The organism is Streptomyces sp. NBC_01267 (genome assembly GCF_036241575.1).
Lineage (GTDB): Bacteria > Actinomycetota > Actinomycetes > Streptomycetales > Streptomycetaceae > Streptomyces.
In genome coordinates this window covers 7813635-7831909 of record NZ_CP108455.1, presented here as the reverse complement: position 1 = coordinate 7831909, position 18275 = coordinate 7813635, and the positions used below count along the sequence as shown (strand labels likewise).

12 protein-coding genes and 1 pseudogene are annotated in these 18275 nt (G+C 69.7%); 4 read left to right on the top strand and 9 right to left on the bottom strand.

Annotation, left to right across the window (positions count from 1 at the left end):
- Positions 1 to 185 precede the first annotated feature (185 nt).
- Positions 186 to 779 carry a TetR/AcrR family transcriptional regulator gene (locus tag OG709_RS34780; RefSeq protein ID WP_250301380.1) on the top strand — a complete coding sequence of 198 codons (594 nt, stop codon included), beginning with the start codon at positions 186 to 188 and terminating at the stop codon, positions 777 to 779.
- 177 nt (positions 780 to 956) lie between these two features.
- Positions 957 to 1868 carry a phosphotransferase family protein gene (locus OG709_RS34775; RefSeq protein ID WP_329168983.1) on the top strand — a complete coding sequence of 304 codons (912 nt, stop codon included), beginning with the start codon at positions 957 to 959 and terminating at the stop codon, positions 1866 to 1868.
- A gap of 228 nt (positions 1869 to 2096) precedes the next feature.
- On the opposite strand, the gene OG709_RS34770 is transcribed toward OG709_RS34775, so the two are convergent.
- On the bottom strand, positions 2097 to 6320 hold the full coding sequence (locus tag OG709_RS34770; RefSeq protein WP_329168982.1) for a S8 family serine peptidase: 4224 nt from the start codon (positions 6318 to 6320) through the stop codon (positions 2097 to 2099).
- Between the two features lie 97 nt (positions 6321 to 6417).
- Here OG709_RS34770 and OG709_RS34765 point away from each other — a divergent pair, with 97 nt between their 5' ends.
- Complete coding sequence (locus tag OG709_RS34765; RefSeq protein ID WP_250301382.1) at positions 6418 to 7380, top strand: helix-turn-helix domain-containing protein; 963 nt, start codon at positions 6418 to 6420, stop codon at positions 7378 to 7380.
- Between the two features lie 135 nt (positions 7381 to 7515).
- Here the strand turns inward: OG709_RS34765 and OG709_RS34760 are convergent.
- The 6 genes and pseudogenes from OG709_RS34760 to OG709_RS34735 form a co-directional block, all read right to left on the bottom strand.
- Positions 7516 to 7884 (bottom strand): annotated as a pseudogene (locus OG709_RS34760) (transposase family protein); the annotation flags it as partial.
- Positions 7885 to 8121: 237 nt separating this feature from the next.
- Positions 8122 to 8544, bottom strand: a complete 423-nt coding sequence (locus OG709_RS34755) for a hypothetical protein (RefSeq protein WP_250301383.1) — start codon at positions 8542 to 8544, stop codon at positions 8122 to 8124.
- Positions 8545 to 8740: 196 nt separating this feature from the next.
- Positions 8741 to 9940, bottom strand: coding sequence for an ATP-grasp domain-containing protein (locus tag OG709_RS34750; RefSeq protein WP_326693428.1), 1200 nt, complete (start codon positions 9938 to 9940; stop codon positions 8741 to 8743).
- A gap of 592 nt (positions 9941 to 10532) precedes the next feature.
- The gene (folE, locus tag OG709_RS34745) at positions 10533 to 11063 is read right to left on the bottom strand and encodes a GTP cyclohydrolase I (protein WP_250301385.1); all 531 of its coding nucleotides are present in this window, start codon (positions 11061 to 11063) and stop codon (positions 10533 to 10535) included.
- A gap of 173 nt (positions 11064 to 11236) precedes the next feature.
- On the bottom strand, positions 11237 to 14251 hold the full coding sequence (locus OG709_RS34740; protein ID WP_329168980.1) for an AMP-binding protein: 3015 nt from the start codon (positions 14249 to 14251) through the stop codon (positions 11237 to 11239).
- A complete protein-coding gene (locus tag OG709_RS34735; protein WP_250301387.1) occupies positions 14251 to 14463 on the bottom strand; it encodes a hypothetical protein in 213 nt (70 codons plus the stop codon). The genes OG709_RS34740 and OG709_RS34735 overlap by 1 nt, the downstream gene beginning before the upstream one ends.
- A gap of 1039 nt (positions 14464 to 15502) precedes the next feature.
- Between OG709_RS34735 and OG709_RS34730 the strand changes: the two genes are divergently transcribed.
- A complete protein-coding gene (locus OG709_RS34730) occupies positions 15503 to 16402 on the top strand; it encodes a GNAT family N-acetyltransferase (RefSeq protein ID WP_284348118.1) in 900 nt (299 codons plus the stop codon).
- Between the two features lie 279 nt (positions 16403 to 16681).
- Here the strand turns inward: OG709_RS34730 and OG709_RS34725 are convergent, their stop codons facing one another.
- The gene (locus OG709_RS34725) at positions 16682 to 17911 is read right to left on the bottom strand and encodes an MDR family MFS transporter (RefSeq protein WP_266645266.1); all 1230 of its coding nucleotides are present in this window, start codon (positions 17909 to 17911) and stop codon (positions 16682 to 16684) included.
- A gap of 182 nt (positions 17912 to 18093) precedes the next feature.
- Positions 18094 to 18240 carry a hypothetical protein gene (locus tag OG709_RS34720; RefSeq protein WP_329168977.1) on the bottom strand — a complete coding sequence of 49 codons (147 nt, stop codon included), beginning with the start codon at positions 18238 to 18240 and terminating at the stop codon, positions 18094 to 18096.
- Positions 18241 to 18275: the final 35 nt, after the last annotated feature.

The following is an 18275-nucleotide window of genomic DNA, read 5'->3' as shown; positions in this document are numbered from 1 at the left end:
CATATCCGGTGCGAGGCGAATCAGCGCGAGTACGTACGGCGGCGGGGGGAACGGCGTCGGGCCGGCCGCTGACGCCGCTATGGTGGACCGAGCCGAAGCGGACATCTGTCCGCTGCGGTCTACGAACGTAGTGGACAACTGTCCGCTCAGCAAGGACGTTTTTCACCACGGCCGAAGGAGGACGCGTGCGGCAGCCGAAGAAGCAGGCCACGCTCCGCTCGGACGCGCAGCGCAATCGCGAGCGCATCCTCGAGGTGGCCCTGGCCGAGCTGACGCACTCGGCGGACGCGCCCCTGAGCTCGATCGCGCGGAAAGCGGGCGTCGGACAGGGCACGTTCTACCGCAACTTCCCCAGCAGGGAGGCGCTCGTCCTGGAGGTGTACCGGTACGAGGTGCAGCAGGTCGCCGAGACGGCGGCCCAGTTGCTCTGCACGCGGCCGCCGGAGGAAGCGCTGCGCGAGTGGATGGACCGGCTCGCGCAATACGCGATGGCCAAAGCAGGCCTGGCGGACGCGCTGCGTGAGGCGACCACCGCGCGCGGCACCCTGAAAAACCTGGCGCACGGCCCACTGACGGAGGCGGTCACGCTGCTGCTCGACGCGAACGAGCAGGCGGGCACCGTCCGCCCCGGCCTCACGCCCGACGACTTCATGCTGGCGATCGCGGGCCTGTGGCTGGTCGACCCGCACACCGACTGGCAGGCCCGAGCGGGACGGCTGCTGGATCTGGTCATGGACGGACTGCGGGCGGGGGCGCCTGGCCCCCCGGCCAACGGGTAGCGGGCCGGACGGACCGGCGCCCGCCCGGCGAGCCATCTGGGCATGGGCGAGGAAGAGAGCAGAGTGGGCATCGCCTCCGGTGAAAAGCTTTTGCGCGCGCCGTCGTCCGGATGATGGGGTGGCACGGTGACCGACCACGATGAGGCTGCGGCTGTCCGACCGTTGACCCTGGCTTGGGTGAGCCGGTACCTGAAGGCCGGCGAACGGATCGTCGGAACCGAAGCGCTGCACGGCGGTATCACCGCCGAAATGCGGCGGCTGACCATCGGCACGGGGGAAGGAGGCACCCGTGACCTGGTGCTGCGGACCTTCGTCGACCCGTTCTTCGTGGAGCACGCCGAGGACCTGCTGAAAACGGAGGCCGGTGTCCTGCCCCTGCTCGCGGGGGCAGGCGTGTCGGCTCCTGGACTGGTCGCGGCTGATCCGACCGCCGCGCATTGCGAGTATCCGTCGCTCCTGATGACACATCTGACGGGCCGGACGGTCCTCGATGACGAGGGAGTGGAGGCGCGGGTCCCTCTGCTGGCCCGTCAACTGGTGGCGATCCACGCGTTGCGACCCGCCGAGCGGCCCCGCGAGTACGTGGCGTTGACGACTGCCGACACCGTCGTGACGCCGAAGGACGCCGACGCGGCGGCATGGGCTGCGGCGATCGACGTGATCCGCGAGCCCGCGCCGCCGTACGAGGGGCGATTCCTGCACCGGGACTTCCAACCCGGCAACGTGCTGTTCGACGTGCCGCTCCCCGGCCCGGCAGTTCCCCGGATCACCGGGGTCGTCGACTGGGTACAGACCTCCTGGGGCCCGGCGGATCTCGATGTGGCGCACTGCTCCACCAATCTCGCGCTGCTGCACGGCCCGGCGTGGGGTCTGCGGTTCGCTGAGGCGTACGAGGAGGCCGGCGGGGTGCTGGCCGCAGCCGCGAGCGAGCGGCTGTACTGGTGGGTGCGGGACGCGCTGGCGTTCTCGGAAGAAGTGCAGTCGGTGGGGCGGCCATGGCGGGAAGCCGGGAGGAAAGAGCTGACGACGCGCGTCGTGGAAGAGCGGCTGGACGCCTACGTCACCGCCCTGATGGACGCGCTCGGCTGAGCCGAGGTGGTCCGGGGCGTAGGGCACGGCGGCGAACCGCCAACGCCCGTGCCCTACCCCGATTCGCACCGCGGCATCGCCCGCTGTGACCACTCCCCACGATGGAGCCGGGAAGTGCGGGTGAGGCCCGGAGCGGCTGAGCGAAAGGATCGCTGATCTGCTGGTCGTGTCAACGCATGGACAGGGCGCCCCGACAGAGAAACCGTCCGGGCGCCCTGTCCGTAGCGATCAGTGGCGCAGGTTGAGACGGTGCACGCCGCCGTCGACGGTGCCGACGTAGAGTGTGCGGCCTTCGGGGCCTGCGGCCAGTTTGGTGGTGTCGGTGTTCTGCAGGCCGGTGGAGATGTTGTGCCAGCTCAGACCGTGGTCGGTGCTGCGCAGTACGCCACGGCCGCCTTGCAGGAGGCCGCTGGCCCCGGAACTGGTGGTGGCCGCGTAGAGCGTGTCCTTGACCCGCAGCAGATCGGAGACATGGATCGCGAGAGCGCCGGTGTCCGCGGTGCGGAAGGTCCGGCCGCCGTCGGTGCTGACGCGGACGTTCTCGCCACCGATGACGAGACGCCGTCCGTCGAGTTCGATCGCGGTCACCGGGCCTTCGGCGACCTTGGTGACCGTTACCCCGCCGTCGTCGGACCGGTAGAGACCGGCGGTGTTCCCGAGCCACAGGCGCAGCGGGTTCGCGGGGTCGCCCACGATGGTGTCGAAGGAACGCTCGTGGTAGAGGTTCTTCCACGTCGCGCCACCGTCGCTGGTGGCGAACAGCCCAGGTCCCTGGAGGCTTTGGAAGCTGACCACGACCCGGTCCGGATCGGCGGGGTGAACCAGGAGCGCCGTCGGCACCTCCGCCGAACTTCCCCTCTTCTCCCAGGTGGCACCGCCATCGCCGCTGCGCTCGACGGTGAACGCGCCGTACCCGGTGCGCCGTACCTTCCAGACCACCTTCGGGTCCTTGGCCGGCACGGAGAGCTGCGGGACGCCGACGCCCCTCTTGCCCTCGCCGCCCGACCGGCCCCATTCCGGGCTCGCGACGGGAAGGGCGGTGCGGTAGACCGCGCTCTCGGTGGCGGCGAGCAGCTGGCCGTCACTGACCGCGAGATCGTTGACGGTCAGTCCCTGGACGCCGATCCGTCGGTATCCGGTGCCGTCCGCGGCACCCCGGTAGAGACCGTCCTGCTCGCTGGAGACGGTGACGGAGCCGTCGGCCCAGCGGTCGTAGTCCATCGGCAGCGCCGCGCGCGACGGCACGGCGACCTCGGTCCACGTCTGCCCGTGGTCGCGGCTGAGACGGCCCTTGCCGGACACCGTGCTCAGGTACAGGTCGCCACCCGAGGCGGTCAGGTCGAGGCCGCCTTCAGCCATGGACAGCAAGGTGGTCCAGGTCTTCCCGCTGTCACGGGAGCCGACAACTCCCCTGCCCGGGACGTACACCGCCACGACCGAGGCGTCGGCGGCCATCCCGCCGACGGTTCCGCCGGACTCGTCGAGGAGCAGGCGTGCGTCGCCGGGGGTGCCCGAGCCGATGCCGGAGCGTACCCAGACGCCGTGACTGGTCGTCAGGTAGAGGGTGTCACCGGTGACGGCGGCGGCGGTGACGGTGCCGGTGACACCGGTCGGATACGTCGTCCAGTGGTCGCCCGCGTCCGTGCTGACCAGCAGTGCGTCCGAGGTGACCGCGACCAGGGTGCGGGTCCGTTCATCGGCGGCGAGCGCCGCGACGCGGGTGTCCGGGACGTCGAGTGTGCGCCAGGTGCGGCCGTTGTCATCGGTACGCAGGAGAGTGCCCCGGCGGCTGCCGTCGTGGACGCTGTTCACGGCGTACCACCAGCGGTCGGGATTTCCCGCGTCCACCACGAGCGGCCCCGTGCCGTCCGCGACCGGCAGCCGTCCCAACTGGCGCCAGGAGACGCCGTTGTCGGTGGTCAGCCAGGGAGCCGCCTTCTGGTACTGGGTGAGGACGGCCTGCTTCGGCCGGCTCCGCGAGAGGGCGACGGAACCAGCCTCACTGTTGGGGCCGACCGGCTGCCAGCGATCCCTGCGGCTGTCGACCGGGGTGACCTCGAAGGCGCCGGCGCCGGTGAGCCGCTGTCCGGTGCCGTCGGTGCCACGTACCGAGACCCGGTAGGCGCCGGCCACGCTGCCGGTCACCTCTGCCCGGTAGTAGCCGTTGGCGGGATCGAGGGTGGAAGCGTACTCGACGGCTTTGCCGCGCGGCGGGGTGACGGTGACGACCGGCGGTGCGGCCAGGTGGGTCGGCGGGGCGATGCGCACGGTCGAGTGACCGTCGCTCGGGTCGGGCGCGGCCTGGACGGCCAGATGCCGGACGGCGAGCAGATAGGGCACCCCGATCACCGGTCCCTGGTCGGGGGTCGCCGTGAGACGGCCGCTGATCCCGGTGTCGGCGGCCGGCCGGGCGACGCGCAGCGAGACCGTGACGGTCGCGGTCCTCCCGGGCGGTACGGTGACCCGCTTCGGCGAGACCGTGGCCGGTCCGTCGGTCCGCAGCGAGGTCGTGACCGGGCGCTTGCCGGAGTTCCGCAGCGTCACCTCAGCGATGCCGCCGACGTGACGCCGGGACAGATCGGCGAGCCCGAACGACACCGACGCCGGTGAGGCGCTGACCGTGGCCGAGGCGGCCGAGGCCACATCGAGCCGGCCCGATCCCTGTGTCGTGGGCCCGGTGCCGCTCAGCGGCTTCGCGGTTCCGATCAGCTCGGACCTGATCTCGGCGGGCGCCTGGTCGGGGTGCAGCTGGCGCAGCAGGGCCGCGGCGCCGGCGACGTGCGGGGCCGCCATCGACGTGCCCGACATGCGGTACTGGCCGGGCCCGTACAGCGACTTGGGAATGGTGGAGCGGATCTCCACGCCCGGCGCGACCAGGTCGGGTTTCAGGCCGAAGTCCGGTGCGGGGCCGCGTGAGGAGAACGAGGCGATCTGGTCGGTGGTGTCGGTGCCCCGTAGCGTCACCGACACCTTCCCGGCAGCGAGCCGGGTGCTCAGCTCCGTGTACTGGGTCGGGTCGATGCCCATGACCACCAGGTGGTCCATCCGCAGCGAGTCGCCGGAGGCGTCGATCCGCGCGGGCGATGCCGGAGCCTGGGCCACTCCCCGCTCGGGGTTCACCTCCGGCGGCCGGACCTCGCCCGGCGCTCCGGCGGCGAACACCGGGCCGTCGCTGGAGGGCAGCCCGGCCAGCACGGCGATCGCACCGCGCTTCTCCGCCTCCTGCGCCCACTCCACGGCGCTCGCCGTCAGGTACTGGGCATCGGCCGCGACGAGCATCTGCGCCCGTACGATCTTTCCACGTACGTCGCCGACCCGCTTCCAGTCCTCGGCGGTGCCCTCGCCGACATCGACGAGCGGCGCCGTGACGGGCTGCTCCGGCGGGTTCGCCGACAGGATCCCGCGGTAGCTCTGGATCAGCTCGGGTTTCCTGCCCGCCAGATAGGCGCTGGGCAGCCGGACATTGCTTGTCGACGCGCCGACCGAGACCACACCGTCGGCCGTGCCGGGGCTGCTGACCGTACCCGCGCCCGGTCCGTCGTTGCCGGCCGCGGCCACCACGACCACACCGGCTCGTACGGCCGCGGTCGCGGCACGGCCCAGCGGGTCGGTTCCGTCGCCGGGACCGCCGAGGCTCATGTTGATGACATCGGCGCGGTGCGGGTTGGCCGGATCGGAGGCCGCCTCGATTCCCGCGATGATGTCCGAGGTGTAGCCGGAGCCGTCGGCATCCATCACCTTGTAGGCCAGCAGATTCGCGTCGGGCGCCACGCCGGTGACGCCGCCCTTCTCGGCTGCCTTGCCGGCGATGATGCCGGCGACATGGGTTCCGTGGCCGTTGTCGTCCATCGGATCCTCGTCGTTGTTGACGAAGTCGTGCCCGCCAACGACCTTGTGCCCCTTGCCGAGTCCGCCGCCCAGGTCGGGGTGGCTGTAGTCCACGCCGCTGTCCAGGACCGCGACGGTGATCCCCTTGCCGGTGACGCGGATTCCGGCCGGGTCCTTGCGCTGCCAGACGCCGGGGGCTCCGATCAGCGGCACGCTCACGTCCGTCTTCGTCAGTACCCGGGTGTCGGGGCGGACGGCGGTGACGCCCGGCAGCGACGACAGCCGCCCCACCTCGGACGCGGGCACCGTCATTGCCACGGCGTCGACGAGCAGACCCAGTTTGCGGGTGGCCGAAGGGTGCAGCCCGGCGCTCTTCGCCGAGCCGAGGAACGTCTCCTGCCGCGCGTCGAGTGCGCGGAGGGCTGGACCGACGCCACGGGCGGCCTCGGCGGAGAGCAGCGATCCACCGGGTGCGGCGGTGACCGCGGGTTTCCCGGAGAGTTCGACGAGCACTCGTTGCGACGGGTCGGGCGTGGACGCGTCGGCGGCAGCCGGTATCGCCGCCAGCGTACTGGCGAGAACCACGGCGGCGAGGGCGGCATGACGCGATCTTCGTGACTTCATTGCCATGCGTAAAGGTCTTAGCGGTGAGGGCACTTGCCGCACAACTGATCTTCGTGGCCCATTGCTGTCGCTGGCACAACTGGGCCACCATCCGTCCATGACTCCCGAGACACCGCAACTCACGGCGGCAGGCATCGATCCGTTCGACGAGAGCGTCTACCGCGCCGTCCTGACCCGGCGGACGGCGGCGCCCGCCGAACTCACCGCGGATCTCGGCTGTTCGGCCGAGCGCGTCGTCAGGGCGCTGGACCGGCTCCGCGACCACGGGCTGGTCGGCCGGCTCGCCGGTTCCCGCCGCCGGTACGCCGCGATCGAGCCGGGCGCCGCTGTCGAGGCGCTGGTGCGGGCCAGAAGCAATGAGCTGGAGCGGGTCCGTTCGGCGGCCGACGAACTGTCCCGGCTCTTCGCCGCCGCGCGCACCGGCGCGACGTATGAGGACGAGGTGGAGATCACCACCGGCAGTGAGGCGCTCGGCCGCTGGTTCGTCCGCCTTCAACAGGAGGCCCACGAGGACGTGATGACGTTGGACCGGCCGCCGTACGCCCTGACCACCTCCAACCCGGTGGAGGCGTCGGCGCTCGGCCGCGGCGTACGGTACCGCGCGGTCTACGCTCCCGAGGCCTTGGAATGGCCGGGCGTCCTCGACGACATCCGCGAGCTGGTCCGGCACGGCGAACAGGCCCGCGTCATGCCCGGCCTGGGCATCAAACTCGCCATCGCCGACCGCAAGCTCGCCCTGATGCCGCTCTCCCTCGACCTCAACGGCGTCCGTGCTGCGGTGATCCGCCCGTCCACGCTGCTCGATGCCCTCACCAGCTACTGGGAAATGTGCTGGAAGCAGGCCCTGCCGCTCAACGCCCCCGCCGAGGATCCCCTCGGCGAGGAGGACCGACTCGTCCTCACCCTCCTGGTCAGCGGCCTCAAGGACGAGGCGATAGCCCGCCAGCTCGGCTGGTCCGTCCGCACCATGCGCCGCCGCATCAGCCGCCTGCACGACCTCCTCGGAGCCGCCAACCGCTTCCAGGCCGGAGTGATCGCGGCCCGCCGCGGCTGGTTGTGAGGCAGCACGCCGACAGCAGGTGGGGCGGCAATGAGTGTTGTGCGCTTTCTACGCGCGTTCCATGTGCCGGGCTCGTAGGCCGGCTTCGGGGACCTCGGGCGGGCTGATCTTGTTTCCCTTCCCTGGGCGGGGTCACCGCCTGGCCGGGGTCGCCGCCTGGGCGGGATGATCGCGGCGGAGCCCGAGGTAGCCGTCGTCCAGGAGGACTTCCGCGTCGCGGAAGTGCCGGAAACAGGTGCCGATACCTTCGTTGGCCTTCATCGTGTTCTGTTTCTTCTTGCCAGAGGCGAACTCACGGCGCTCGCCGCGGCAGCCGGGGCGCCGACGCACCTGGACCTCGGTGGCGTCCAACCGCAGCTCGATGCCCTCGGCCTGGGCGTACGCGAAACGCTTCCTGGCCCCGCCGCGAGCTTCGTGACGACGCCCCTCGACCACGGCCTGCCACTCTCCTGCCAACTCCTCAACCAGAGAGGCGAGATGCCTCCGGGAGACCCCGGTGAACACCTGATGTACGCGACTCTATGCCCGGATTGCCGTCGCTCGATGGGGTGTTGTTGCGGCATCGCTGCCGGTCAAGCGTTCGTGGCAGCGGTGCCACCATGCAGAACAACTGCCCGCAACTTCCCGCAACTTCCCGCAAAGAGGAACGATCGGACTCCGAAGGACGACATCGCAAAACAGGTGCTGCACCGCGCGGCCGTGGGCAGTGGGCGTGCCGGCTGTCCACGGCCGCCCTGCTGCTCAGCGGACGTGCACCGTCACCACGTCAGAGGCGTGCAAGCGCACGGGATTCTTGTCGTGCGTGCTGGTCAAGCCGTACAGCACCGCACGGAATCGCAGGTTGCCGCGGCGCGCGGAGGTGCCATGTGCAGTGACCCGCGCATCGCCCTCGACCGCGGCGCTGCAGGTCTCCTGGTGCCACCCCTCGCCGAAGCCGTTCTCCTCCAGGCACAGCTGATGCAAGTAGCCGGCGCTGTCGTCACCGCCGTGCGCCTTGACCGTGATGGTCTTGCCGACCTGGGCAGTGTGCGGCGCCGTGATCTCCACAGTGCCCTTGGCGAACGCCGGCGCCGCGGCCAGAGTCACTGAGGCCAGACCCAGCGCACCGATCACAGCCACCCGGCCGCCCCGCGCCTTCAACCCGGTCTTCTTCGTCCTGGTCATGGACTTCCCTTCCATGGATCTCTCCCACATGGTGAGACCCAACCCCTTCGCGAAGGCACCCGGTGCGCCTTGCTGACTACCCAGATGAGCTGGCCACCCCGCCCGTTGCACCCCGCTCGCTCCGTTACGAATCCACGACAAAAGGGAACCCACCAGCACGGCAACGTCAATGCCTGCGTACTGGACCTCGCATGGCTTACGCGCCCCAGGTGGTCCGCACCTCGGCGAGCGCCGTCTCTGCCGCCGCCACCGCCTCCTCCGCCGTGTCCGCGCAGGTGATGACATGGCCGATCCGGTCCAGATTGGAAGTCTTGGGCGTGTAGCGGCGTCCGACGACCCCGCGGAACTCCAGATCCTGGACACCGGGGACCTTCGTCGCCTCGTCGACCCCGCTGATCTCCTGGAGAACCCCCTCTCCCGGCAGACACCACATGCGAATTGACGCAGCGCGGCCGATCGGGGTGCGGGGTGCGGGGAGAGGCTCACCGAGCAGTCGCCGCACGTATGACTCGGCGAAGGAGAAGCCGGTGGTCAGCTCGATGAGGCGGGGAATGCGGTCGCCGGGGATACGCGCATTGACTTCGATGACCACCGGGCCGTTGGGGCCGTACCGCATCTCCATGTGGGCCGGGCCCCAGTTCAGACCGAGCTCTGCGGCAGCCCGTCCGGCAGCGTCCAGTACCACAGCCGCGAGATCGTCCTTCACCCTCGCCGGGAAGTCATGGCCCAGCTCGATGAAGCCGGGGCCCGGCACCAGGTGTTTCCCGGTGAGACCGATGACGGCGCCGTCCATGAACTCGACGCTGAACTCCGGCCCGTCCACGAAGTCCTCGATGAGGAGCCCCGCCACCCGGGGAGTGTCCCGGGTGGCCTCCTCTGCAAAGGCCGCCTTCGCGTGGGCCCGGACCTCGTCGTCACTGCGGCGGACCGCCACGAGGGCGCTGCCGGTGAGGTTGGTGGGCTTCGCCACCACCGGATAGCCCACCTCCCGCGCGGCGGCCACGGCCTCTTCCGGGTTGGTGGCGTACCGCCAATCGGGGCTCAGGTCCGCAGGCAGGGCACACCGTAGCGCGTGCTTGTCCCGGCAGGCCCGGGCCACCGACGGGGACGGCCCCGGCAGGCCCAGCCGCTCGGCCACGGCTGCGACGACGGCGCCCGAGTAATCGTCGGTGGTGCCGACCGCCCGCACATCGGGGAGGTCCGCGAGGACGGCGGTGACGGCGCTGGGATCCGTCGTGTCGCACGTGACGATGCGCAGGCCCAACTCCCGTGCGAACGCGTACGGGATCGCGTCGCGGCACACCAGGACAACCTCGTGGCCCGACTCCAGGGCGATCCGGGCACAGTCGGCGCCCGCCCCTGTATAGGAGGATTCGACGAAAACCAGCGTGCTCATGAATGGCCTTTCTCTTCGGTCTCGACTCTCGGTCCGGCCGCTGCAAGCCCGGCTGCGTTGTTCACTGCCTGACCGGCACCGCCCTCACCACTCCTGCGCGGTCGCCCCAGGGGCCCGGCACCCCGGGGAGAAGGCCCCCGCACTGCTTGGCCGGGTCTCGCCTCTGCCACACCGCGGGGTGTGGCAGAGGCGAGACCCGGCCGCCTGCGGGTCGGTCATGGTCTGCGGATGTGTGCGTGGACCACCGGAGGCACACACCGGCACGGAGTGTGCGGCCCTGTATACCCCCAGGTTCAGGAGAGCTGCGATACGGACCCGCGACAGCCCGTTCAGGTTCCGGAAGCGGCGCGGGGAAGACCTGGCCGACCAGCGCCCGGCCGCGCCGGGCGCTTCCGTATGACGGCCGGCACCTGGCACCGGCCGTCAGCTGATCGTCCAGGTCTTCCCCGCGGGCTACGTCACACGACGCCTGCCTGTTGGCCGGTCAACCGCCGACTCGGTCCCCAGGACCGGCCGGGCGGCAGACCGGCCGCCCGAGCGAAGGACGAACCTGTCGGCGCTGAGCACCAACGGGCGCCTACGCTCACCTGGTTCAGGAAACGCCGTACCGGGCCAGGACCTCGGGGTCGCCCGCGGCCCAGCTCGTGTCGGTCACCACGGTGTGGTCGGAGGGGCCCCGGCTGCACATGCACATGTGCCGGCCCGTCGACTTCACCAGCACGGCACGGGCGTCACCGGACCCCATTATCTCCTGCGCGATGTCCCGTACCAGATGCTCCTGGATCTGGAAACGGCGCGCGTACGCCGTCACCAGCCGAGGAAACTTGCCCAGCCCCAGGATGCGGCTGCCGGGCACGTACGCGATGTCGATCTTCCCGTAGAACGGCAGGAAGTGGTGGGCGCAGATGGAGAAGTAGTTGATGTCGTGGACGCGGACGACGCCCTGGTGCTCGTCGTCCACGAGGCAGGTCGTCTTGAGGATGGTGGACGGGTCGGTCTCGTATCCACTCAGTAATTCCTTGTAGCCACGAATGATGCGGTCCTCGCACTCGGGAGCGCGGAACCAGTCGAGAGCTCGTTTGTCCTCGGTGACGTTCTCCTGGAGCCAATCGGCGATGGTCATGGCGGATGCCTTTCTGTTCTGACGTGCGGCTCGGACGGGGACGATCGGTTCGAGAGCTCAGGTGACGGGCTTCACCTCCGGAAGGGGCGAGATGATCTCAGCGGGAGGGACGGAGGCCCCGCCGAGCGGGCAGGCCGGTGACGTTGTCCGCGTGGGCGTCAGTTCCCGGCCGGTCAGTGGGCTGTGGGGTGCTCCGGGGCCGGGTCGGCCGCCAGTCTGGTGAGCTCCGCGCGCAGTGCGGCGGCCAGCTCCCGGACTCGGTCGTGGTCGAAGTACTCGGTGGCGTGATGGAGATGGAAGTGGATCTCCGGACCGGTGACGACCGGATAGACCTCCAGCGGCCACATCCACAGTCGTTCGCCCCAGTCCAGCGCATTCGCGCGTACACCTGGCAGGTTCACCGCAGTTGAGTAGTCCGACTGCGGCGCGAAGATGACGGGGAACGTTCGGGGATGATGCGGGTCGAGGTCCGGGCGGTAGCGGCGCAGCAGCCAGAGAAAGGACGGCTGGGACTGCTGGAGCGCCGTGCCGATCTCGTCACCGACGGCACGGGCCGCCGCCGCCGGCGCTTCGGGCAGTGCTCCGTAGGGCAGCACGGTCGAGTCGGTGAAACATCCCAGGGTGCTGTTCAGGCACGGGTCGGGTCGCTTGGCGTTCGACAGCAGCAACTGCCCCTCCTGCTGGCCCGTCCATTCCTGGAGCGCCCGGATCAGAGCGGCGGCGATGGCGGAAGGCAGCGTGGTTCCGGCAGCGGCGCATGCCGCCCGCAGTGCCTGGGACTCCTCGCGGTCCAGGCTCCACGAGACGGTGCGCAGGGCGTGGTTCAGCTGGTTGTTCCCGGCTCCGGACCGCCAGGGGAGCCGCATCGCGGTCAGCTGCTGCAGGCGGTCGTACCAGTAACCGGATCGGTCCGGCCACTGGGATCGCTGCTCTGCCTCCCAGGCTGCGTAGGCCGAGAACTGCAGTGTCTCGCCCGGCTCTTCGCCCGCGTAGGCCGCGGAGATCTGCCGCAGATACTGCTCCTTCGTCCAACCGTCGGAGGCCAGGACGTGGTTGACGAGCACCAGTGCTGTCTCGTCGGGCCCGAGAGGGTAGATGCGTACGCGCATGAGGGGTTCGGTGCCGAAGGCAAAGGGCTGCACGGCGAGCCGTTCGGCGTCGGTCCGGCACCAGATGCGCGGATCGGCGTCCTTCGGGGGACGTACCACCTCGACTGCCGGGTGCGGCGTGACCGAGGACTGGCGTACCTGGGAGCCGGAGCCGGAGAAGGCCAGCCACTGGCCGTCGGCGCTGCGCAGTACGGTGTCGGCGGCCTCTGCCAGACGTGCGGTGTCCACCTGCCCGGTGAGTCGCGCCGCCCACAGGAACTGGAACCGCACGGGTTCGCTGTCGCATCCGATCCACTCCCAGAACCGCTCCTGTGCGCCGGTGAGCAACTGGGGGCCGACAGCCGGCACGGAGCCGAGCCGGGTCCTGGACCGGTGCGGAACCCCCTGGCCGCCAATGCGCGCGGCGATCCGGTACGGCGTCTGGAGGTCCAAGATGTCACGGAGTTCCAGGGTGGTACCGAACTCGTCCTCGATTCTGGTCAGCGCCTGGACGGCTTCGATGGACTGGCCGCCCGCGTCGGTGAAGGAGGAGTGTGCGCCGAGGCCCGGCGCGAGTGGCATGACCTCGCGCCAGATGCCCAGGAGGGTGCGCACCGACGGGTCCTGATCCGCCGTGTCGTCAGTAGTTCCTTCGCCGACGACCAGGGCGGGCAGGGCGTTCCGTTGCAGCTTTCCGGAGTGGGTCCTGGGTAGCTCCGCCACGGCTTTCCAGGCGCCGGGCCGAGGGCCTTCCAGATCTGTGGGCAGCTCGTGGGCGATGTCCTGCACCGGTCGGTCCGTCACCACATACGCGGCGAGGACGGCTGGACCGGCCGGAGGAGTCGCCACCTTGACCCCGGCGTCCCGCACGCCCGGTACCCGCCGGATCGCATCCTCGATGAGGCCGAGGTCGACGCGGATGCCGCGGAACTTGTACTCGCCGTCGATCCTGCCCTCGACGACCAGCCTGCCGTCGGGCAGTTGGTAACCGAGGTCACGGGTCCGGAAGATGCGCAGCGGATCCTCCTCCGCGAAGGGGTTCCGGACGAACCGCTCCCCGTTCAGGTCCGGCATGTTCCAGTAGCCGTTGGAGGCGTGCGGAGTACGGATCAACACCTCCCCCACCTCGTACGGGTCACACCTGCGGTCGCCGTCGGCCACCAGGACCTCGCACTCCGGGAGGGGCGGTCCCACAGCTACCTTGCCTTCGGAAACGACCTCTTTGATGAGGGTCAGATCAATGCGCTGGGCGCACTTGGCGAGCGTCGTCTCGGAGGGGCCGTAGAGGTTGTAGAGGGTGGCGCCGGTCCCGAAGCGGTCTGCCCAAGCATGCAGGTCGCCTTCGTACAGAGGCTCACCCGCCAGGAGGAGGGCGCGCAGCGAGGGCAGTTCGGTGCGCGAGTTCCCGGAGCACCATAGCCGGGCGAGCGTGGGAACGGCGTGCACCAGGGTCACCCCGGTACGGGCCAGCCAGTCCACCGCGGCTGATGAGCGTACGAGTCCGCTCCGGTCCGGGGGCACCGCGAGGCGGGCGCCCGCGACAAGTGGCACCAGCACCTCGCGCAGGACGGGGTCGAACGTCGGTGCGGTCAGCTGGGCGCAGATGTCGCCCTGTCCCGCCTGCAGTTCCTGGATCTCCCAGGCGACAAAGTGGTCCAGCCCGTGCAGGGTGCCCTGGATCCACTTGGAACGGCCGGTGCTGCCGGAGGTGGGCAGCAGGTAGGCGGTCCCGTCCGTGAGCCGGGTCGCACCGGCTTCCGCGCGGCCCACCACGGCCGGGCCTCCGGGCGCTGAGCAATGCACCGTCAGGCATGGTCGGGGGGCGTGCTGTGCCCATTCGGAAGCGGTCTGTGGCAGGAAGATTCCGCCCGAGCGCCAGATGCCGAGCATGACGGCAATCCATTGCCAGCCCTCGCAGTCACGCACCGCGACGACATCCCCCTGCCGCAGACCGGAGTCCGAGAGCTGCTCGGCAACGCGGCGGGTGAGTGCGCTGAACTCCCCCCGGGAAACGGTGTGTTCACCGAACTCGATGAGCGGGGTGCTGTCGTCGTACCAGTCATCGATCCCCGCGACCAGCGCGCTGACCCGGCCGCCCATCAGAGACCTCCCGCCATGCAGCCTTCCGGCGCGGTACGCGTGTACCCACCGCCGGTGACCTGCCTGCTTGCCTCGCCCTGCGCCGGCAGCCCGGTACCCGGCAGTCCTGCACCGTCGACGACGGTGCGGATGTCGCCGACGTTCCGTCCGGATCCGAGGGGGCGCGCCCCCTGTCCGCCCGAGAGCCGGACGGCGAGCGACCGGTCCCCCACTCCTGGCTCCGGAAGGGAACCGTCGCACCTGCCGAACGGGCGTTCCATTAAGAGCGGGAAGGCAAATGACTCAGGGTCAAGCCATCCATCAATATCTGCCGAAGCGGAATAGTTCAAAGTCGGTTCGTCACGCCGTGCACCGAATAATTTCCTCAGGCACATACATTCTCTCAACTCGACCGAGTGCGGACCTGTGTGATCTCGATGAGATCTCTTCCAAGCTCGCACAGAGAATGCGGTAAGTCCAACATGACGAACGCCACTCCACTTCACCCTTGCCCCCCTGGCGCGATCGCGCTACGCGCGCGTCCTTCTATTGTCACTGGTCACCGCATCCGGCTCCCCGCGCCCATGATTCGCCCGCCCACGGAAAGGACGACCTACGCCAACAGGCCACCTGGCGAGATATTCCAGCCACCCCGACTCATTCCTTTCGATGGCTCGAATTAATCGGCGGACTGCACGGTCTCGATTCTCAACCGGTCAGCACAGTCGCAACGAGCGCGCATTTCGCCGACTGAACTGGGGCACAGGCGGAATCACACCTGTCGGCGTCGGCGCGCGCCCGGCCGCAACCGGACCGGCCGGCGAACGAGCGCAGCACCGGCACGCGTGGCCTGTACCGACCCCCGCCCGAACGGAAGTTCGTCCGCGCAGTGCGTGCCCGTTCTGTGTGTGCATGGACAGCCCCATGGGAATTGCGGGCACTTACCGGGCACCGATTACTCGATTGAGACCTGCACGGCATCTCTGCAAATCAGATATTCCTTCGTGGTAAAGTCCACGGCCGACCCGTGGAAGACGGAACGTGAACATCGGCGGAACGGGTTCCGAAATCACGACGGCACTCAAGCGGGCAGCAGATTCCAGAGCATTCACGGCCCGGCGGTTCTTCAGCCGCACACCGGGCACTCCTTACTGGTTCCACTTGCCGTCCGCCCGTGTCATCACAGTGATATCCGGCCAGGACGGGGCATCCCTGAGCCATCCGATCCTACGAGTGACCGGAATCAACCAGCCGACAACGCAAGGAGAAACCATGTCCACAGAAGCCCGCGTCGTTCTGACGGTGGATCTCGCAGTACTGGCCCCCGGCGCCGACGGGTGGGACGTACTGCTGGTCGAACGAGGTACGGAACCCTACCGGGGAGTCTGGGCGTTGCCCGGTGGCAAGGTCGACCGCGACGAGTCGCCCGAGGCCGCCGCGTGCCGGGAACTCGCCGAGGAGGCCGGGCTGACGCTGGAGCGGTACGACCTGACGCCGCTGTCCTGGTACGCGGCTCCGGACCGCGACCCGCGTGGCCGGTATGTGAGTCTCGCCTACGCCTGCCTGTTGCCGGAGCGCCCCGCCGTCCGGGGCGGCAGTGACGCGGCGGAGGCACGCTGGTGGCCGCTTGCTCCTTCCGGGCTGCCTCAGCTCGCGTTCGACCACGGTACGGTCCTCAGCGCCGTACGCCGCATCACCCCGCGCGGCTGCCCCGGCCCTGTGGCACTACGCAGGCCCGTACCGACCGACATCTCCGCGATTGCCGGCCTGCACAACTGCGCGCCCGACGCGGTCGGCGCCCACGCCGGTCCCTGCGACAAAGACCTGGAAGACTTCTCCGCCCGCTACCTTCACGACGGGAGCGATGTCGTCATCGGCTCCCTCGGTGGCTTTCTCCTCGCCACCGGAGCCCTGCGCCCCGCTGCGGGCGACGACACCGGGAAAATCGAGTGGATGCGGGTCCATCCCCGGTGGCGGGGCCGGGGCTTCGGCGGTCTGGCACTGGAGTACCTGGAGCAACGCGGCACCGAACTCGGCTACCGCCGTCTGGTCCTGGAAACCACCGAGGACCAGCACGCCGCTCTCGCCCTCTGCCGGCGCAACGGCTACCACCAGACCGGCACGGCCACCGAGGCGAGCCTCTCGACACTGCTCTTCGAGAAGCAGTTGTAGCGGCCCCTGGAGCACTGGTGTCCGTGCCCACGGCGGCCGGTGCTCCAGGGGGCCGAGGGATAAACGTCGGGTGGGTGCGAGACGCAGTCGCAGATGACCCGTGACCCGGGCGGGCCGTAGCAGGCCCGCTCGTGGCCGGCCCTCGGCTTCCCCGGGGACATGTGCCTCGGCACCGGACATCGGGACGTTCCGGGGATGGGCAGTGACGAGCAGGATCTCCGTGGCGGGAGACGGCCGCCCCGCCGCCGGGAAGTACGGGAGCGGGAAAGGCCAGTTGAGTCAGGGGCTTTCCGTCAGGGGATCCAGCGCCCCTTCTTTCCGGGGCAGTTGGTCGTCGGCCGGGATACGGCGCAGGAGAAGCCAGTATCCGGCGCCTGCCAGGGTGCCGACGACGGCGCAGGCCGCCCACAGCATGTCGGGCCCGTAGCCGTCGATCACCACCCCGCCGAGCAGTGGCGCCACCAGCGAGGCAGTCGCCCAGGACAGCGTGTAGACACCTTGGTAGCGGCCCTTGGCGTGGGCAGGGGAGAGCTTGGTGACCAGGTCCATGTTCACTGGCGCGTGCAGGACCTCGGCCAGCGTCCACACCACAAGGGCCAGCGAGTACCCGACAGCGGAACTCGCGAACGCGTTCAGCCCGAATCCGTAACCGCACAACAGTGAGGCCAGCACCAGCAGTCGCATCCGGTCGGGGCGGGCCAGTAGCCGGGTGACCGGGATCTGCAACACCACGATCAGTAGCCCGTTTCCGCTGATGACCCACCCGTACTGGGCGGCGGACAGTCCGTCACGGTTCATGGCGATGGGCAGCGCGGTGGCCGACTGCTGGGTAATGGTGATCACCAGGAAGGTCAGGCCCGCAACGGCCATGAAACGCCCGTCGCGCAGTACGCTGCCGAGCCCGGTGCCTCCCCGCGTCCCCTCGCCTTCCGCGGCCGGTCCGGGCTTGGTTTCCGGCAGCTTCCGGAAAACAATCAGGGCGCAGGCCAGTGTTGCCGCCGCCTCGCCGAGGAAGAGCCACAGGTATCCGTGCGCGACGATGAGTCCGGCGGACGCCGAGGCCACCGCGAAACCGATGTTGATCGCCCAGTAGTTCAGCGAGAAGGCCCGACTGCGGTCCTCCGCGGGCACCATGTCGGCAATCATCGCCTGGACAACGGGTCTGGAGGCACCGGAGGCAGCGCCGAGCAGGCACGACAGCCCGGCGATCATCAGCGGCTGGGAGGCCAGGCCCAGGGCGACGGTCAGGGTGGCCGTGGCAAGTTGCGCCAGCAGCAGCGTCGGACGCCGCCCCACCCGGTCGGCGAGGACTCCGGCGACCACCGAGGAGACAGCGCCCCCGGTCCCGTACAGCGCGACGACCAGCCCCGCATAACTCGCCGAGTACCCCTTGACCGCGGTGAGGTACAGGGCCAGGAAGGTGGCCACGAACGAGCCGAGGCGGTTGACCAACGTGCTCGTCCACAGCCACCAGAAGGCGCGTGGCAGACCCGAGAGCGCGCTCTTCACCGAATGACGGCGGGGACAGGCGGCCTGATGGACAAATGCAGGAACACAAGCATCCTTTCCTGGGAACGGACAGGACAGGGCGATGTCGCTGGAGCGGCTGCCGCCGTGCGCATTGTGGACCATCCTGCTCGCTCGGCGGTCGGCCAAAACCGGAACCGGATGTCCGGTGTGTCACCCCGGCATCACGCCCCCGGTTCGGGCGCCGCGGTCGGGTAACTGATCTGCTGCCAGGATTCGTTGGGGATGCTGAGGACGGCCTGTTTGATGGAGGGGTTCATCCCGGTCGTGACCGAGGAGTAGGCGCCGGACCGGCGGCAGGCGGCGATCACCCCGGCGTTGTAGAGCTGCGAATCCGCACGCGGGA

What these genes read in the sequence shown, in the direction of transcription:
- OG709_RS34770 (WP_329168982.1), bottom strand. Translation starts at nt 6,320, where the DNA reads ATGAAGTCACGAAGATCGCGTCATGCCGCCCTCGCCGCCGTGGTTCTC.
- OG709_RS34765 (WP_250301382.1), top strand. Translation starts at nt 6,418, where the DNA reads ATGACTCCCGAGACACCGCAACTCACGGCGGCAGGCATCGATCCGTTC.
- OG709_RS34755 (WP_250301383.1), bottom strand. Translation starts at nt 8,544, where the DNA reads ATGACCAGGACGAAGAAGACCGGGTTGAAGGCGCGGGGCGGCCGGGTG.
- OG709_RS34750 (WP_326693428.1), bottom strand. Translation starts at nt 9,940, where the DNA reads ATGAGCACGCTGGTTTTCGTCGAATCCTCCTATACAGGGGCGGGCGCC.
- folE (WP_250301385.1), bottom strand. Translation starts at nt 11,063, where the DNA reads ATGACCATCGCCGATTGGCTCCAGGAGAACGTCACCGAGGACAAACGA.
- OG709_RS34740 (WP_329168980.1), bottom strand. Translation starts at nt 14,251, where the DNA reads ATGGGCGGCCGGGTCAGCGCGCTGGTCGCGGGGATCGATGACTGGTAC.
- OG709_RS34730 (WP_284348118.1), top strand. Translation starts at nt 15,503, where the DNA reads ATGTCCACAGAAGCCCGCGTCGTTCTGACGGTGGATCTCGCAGTACTG.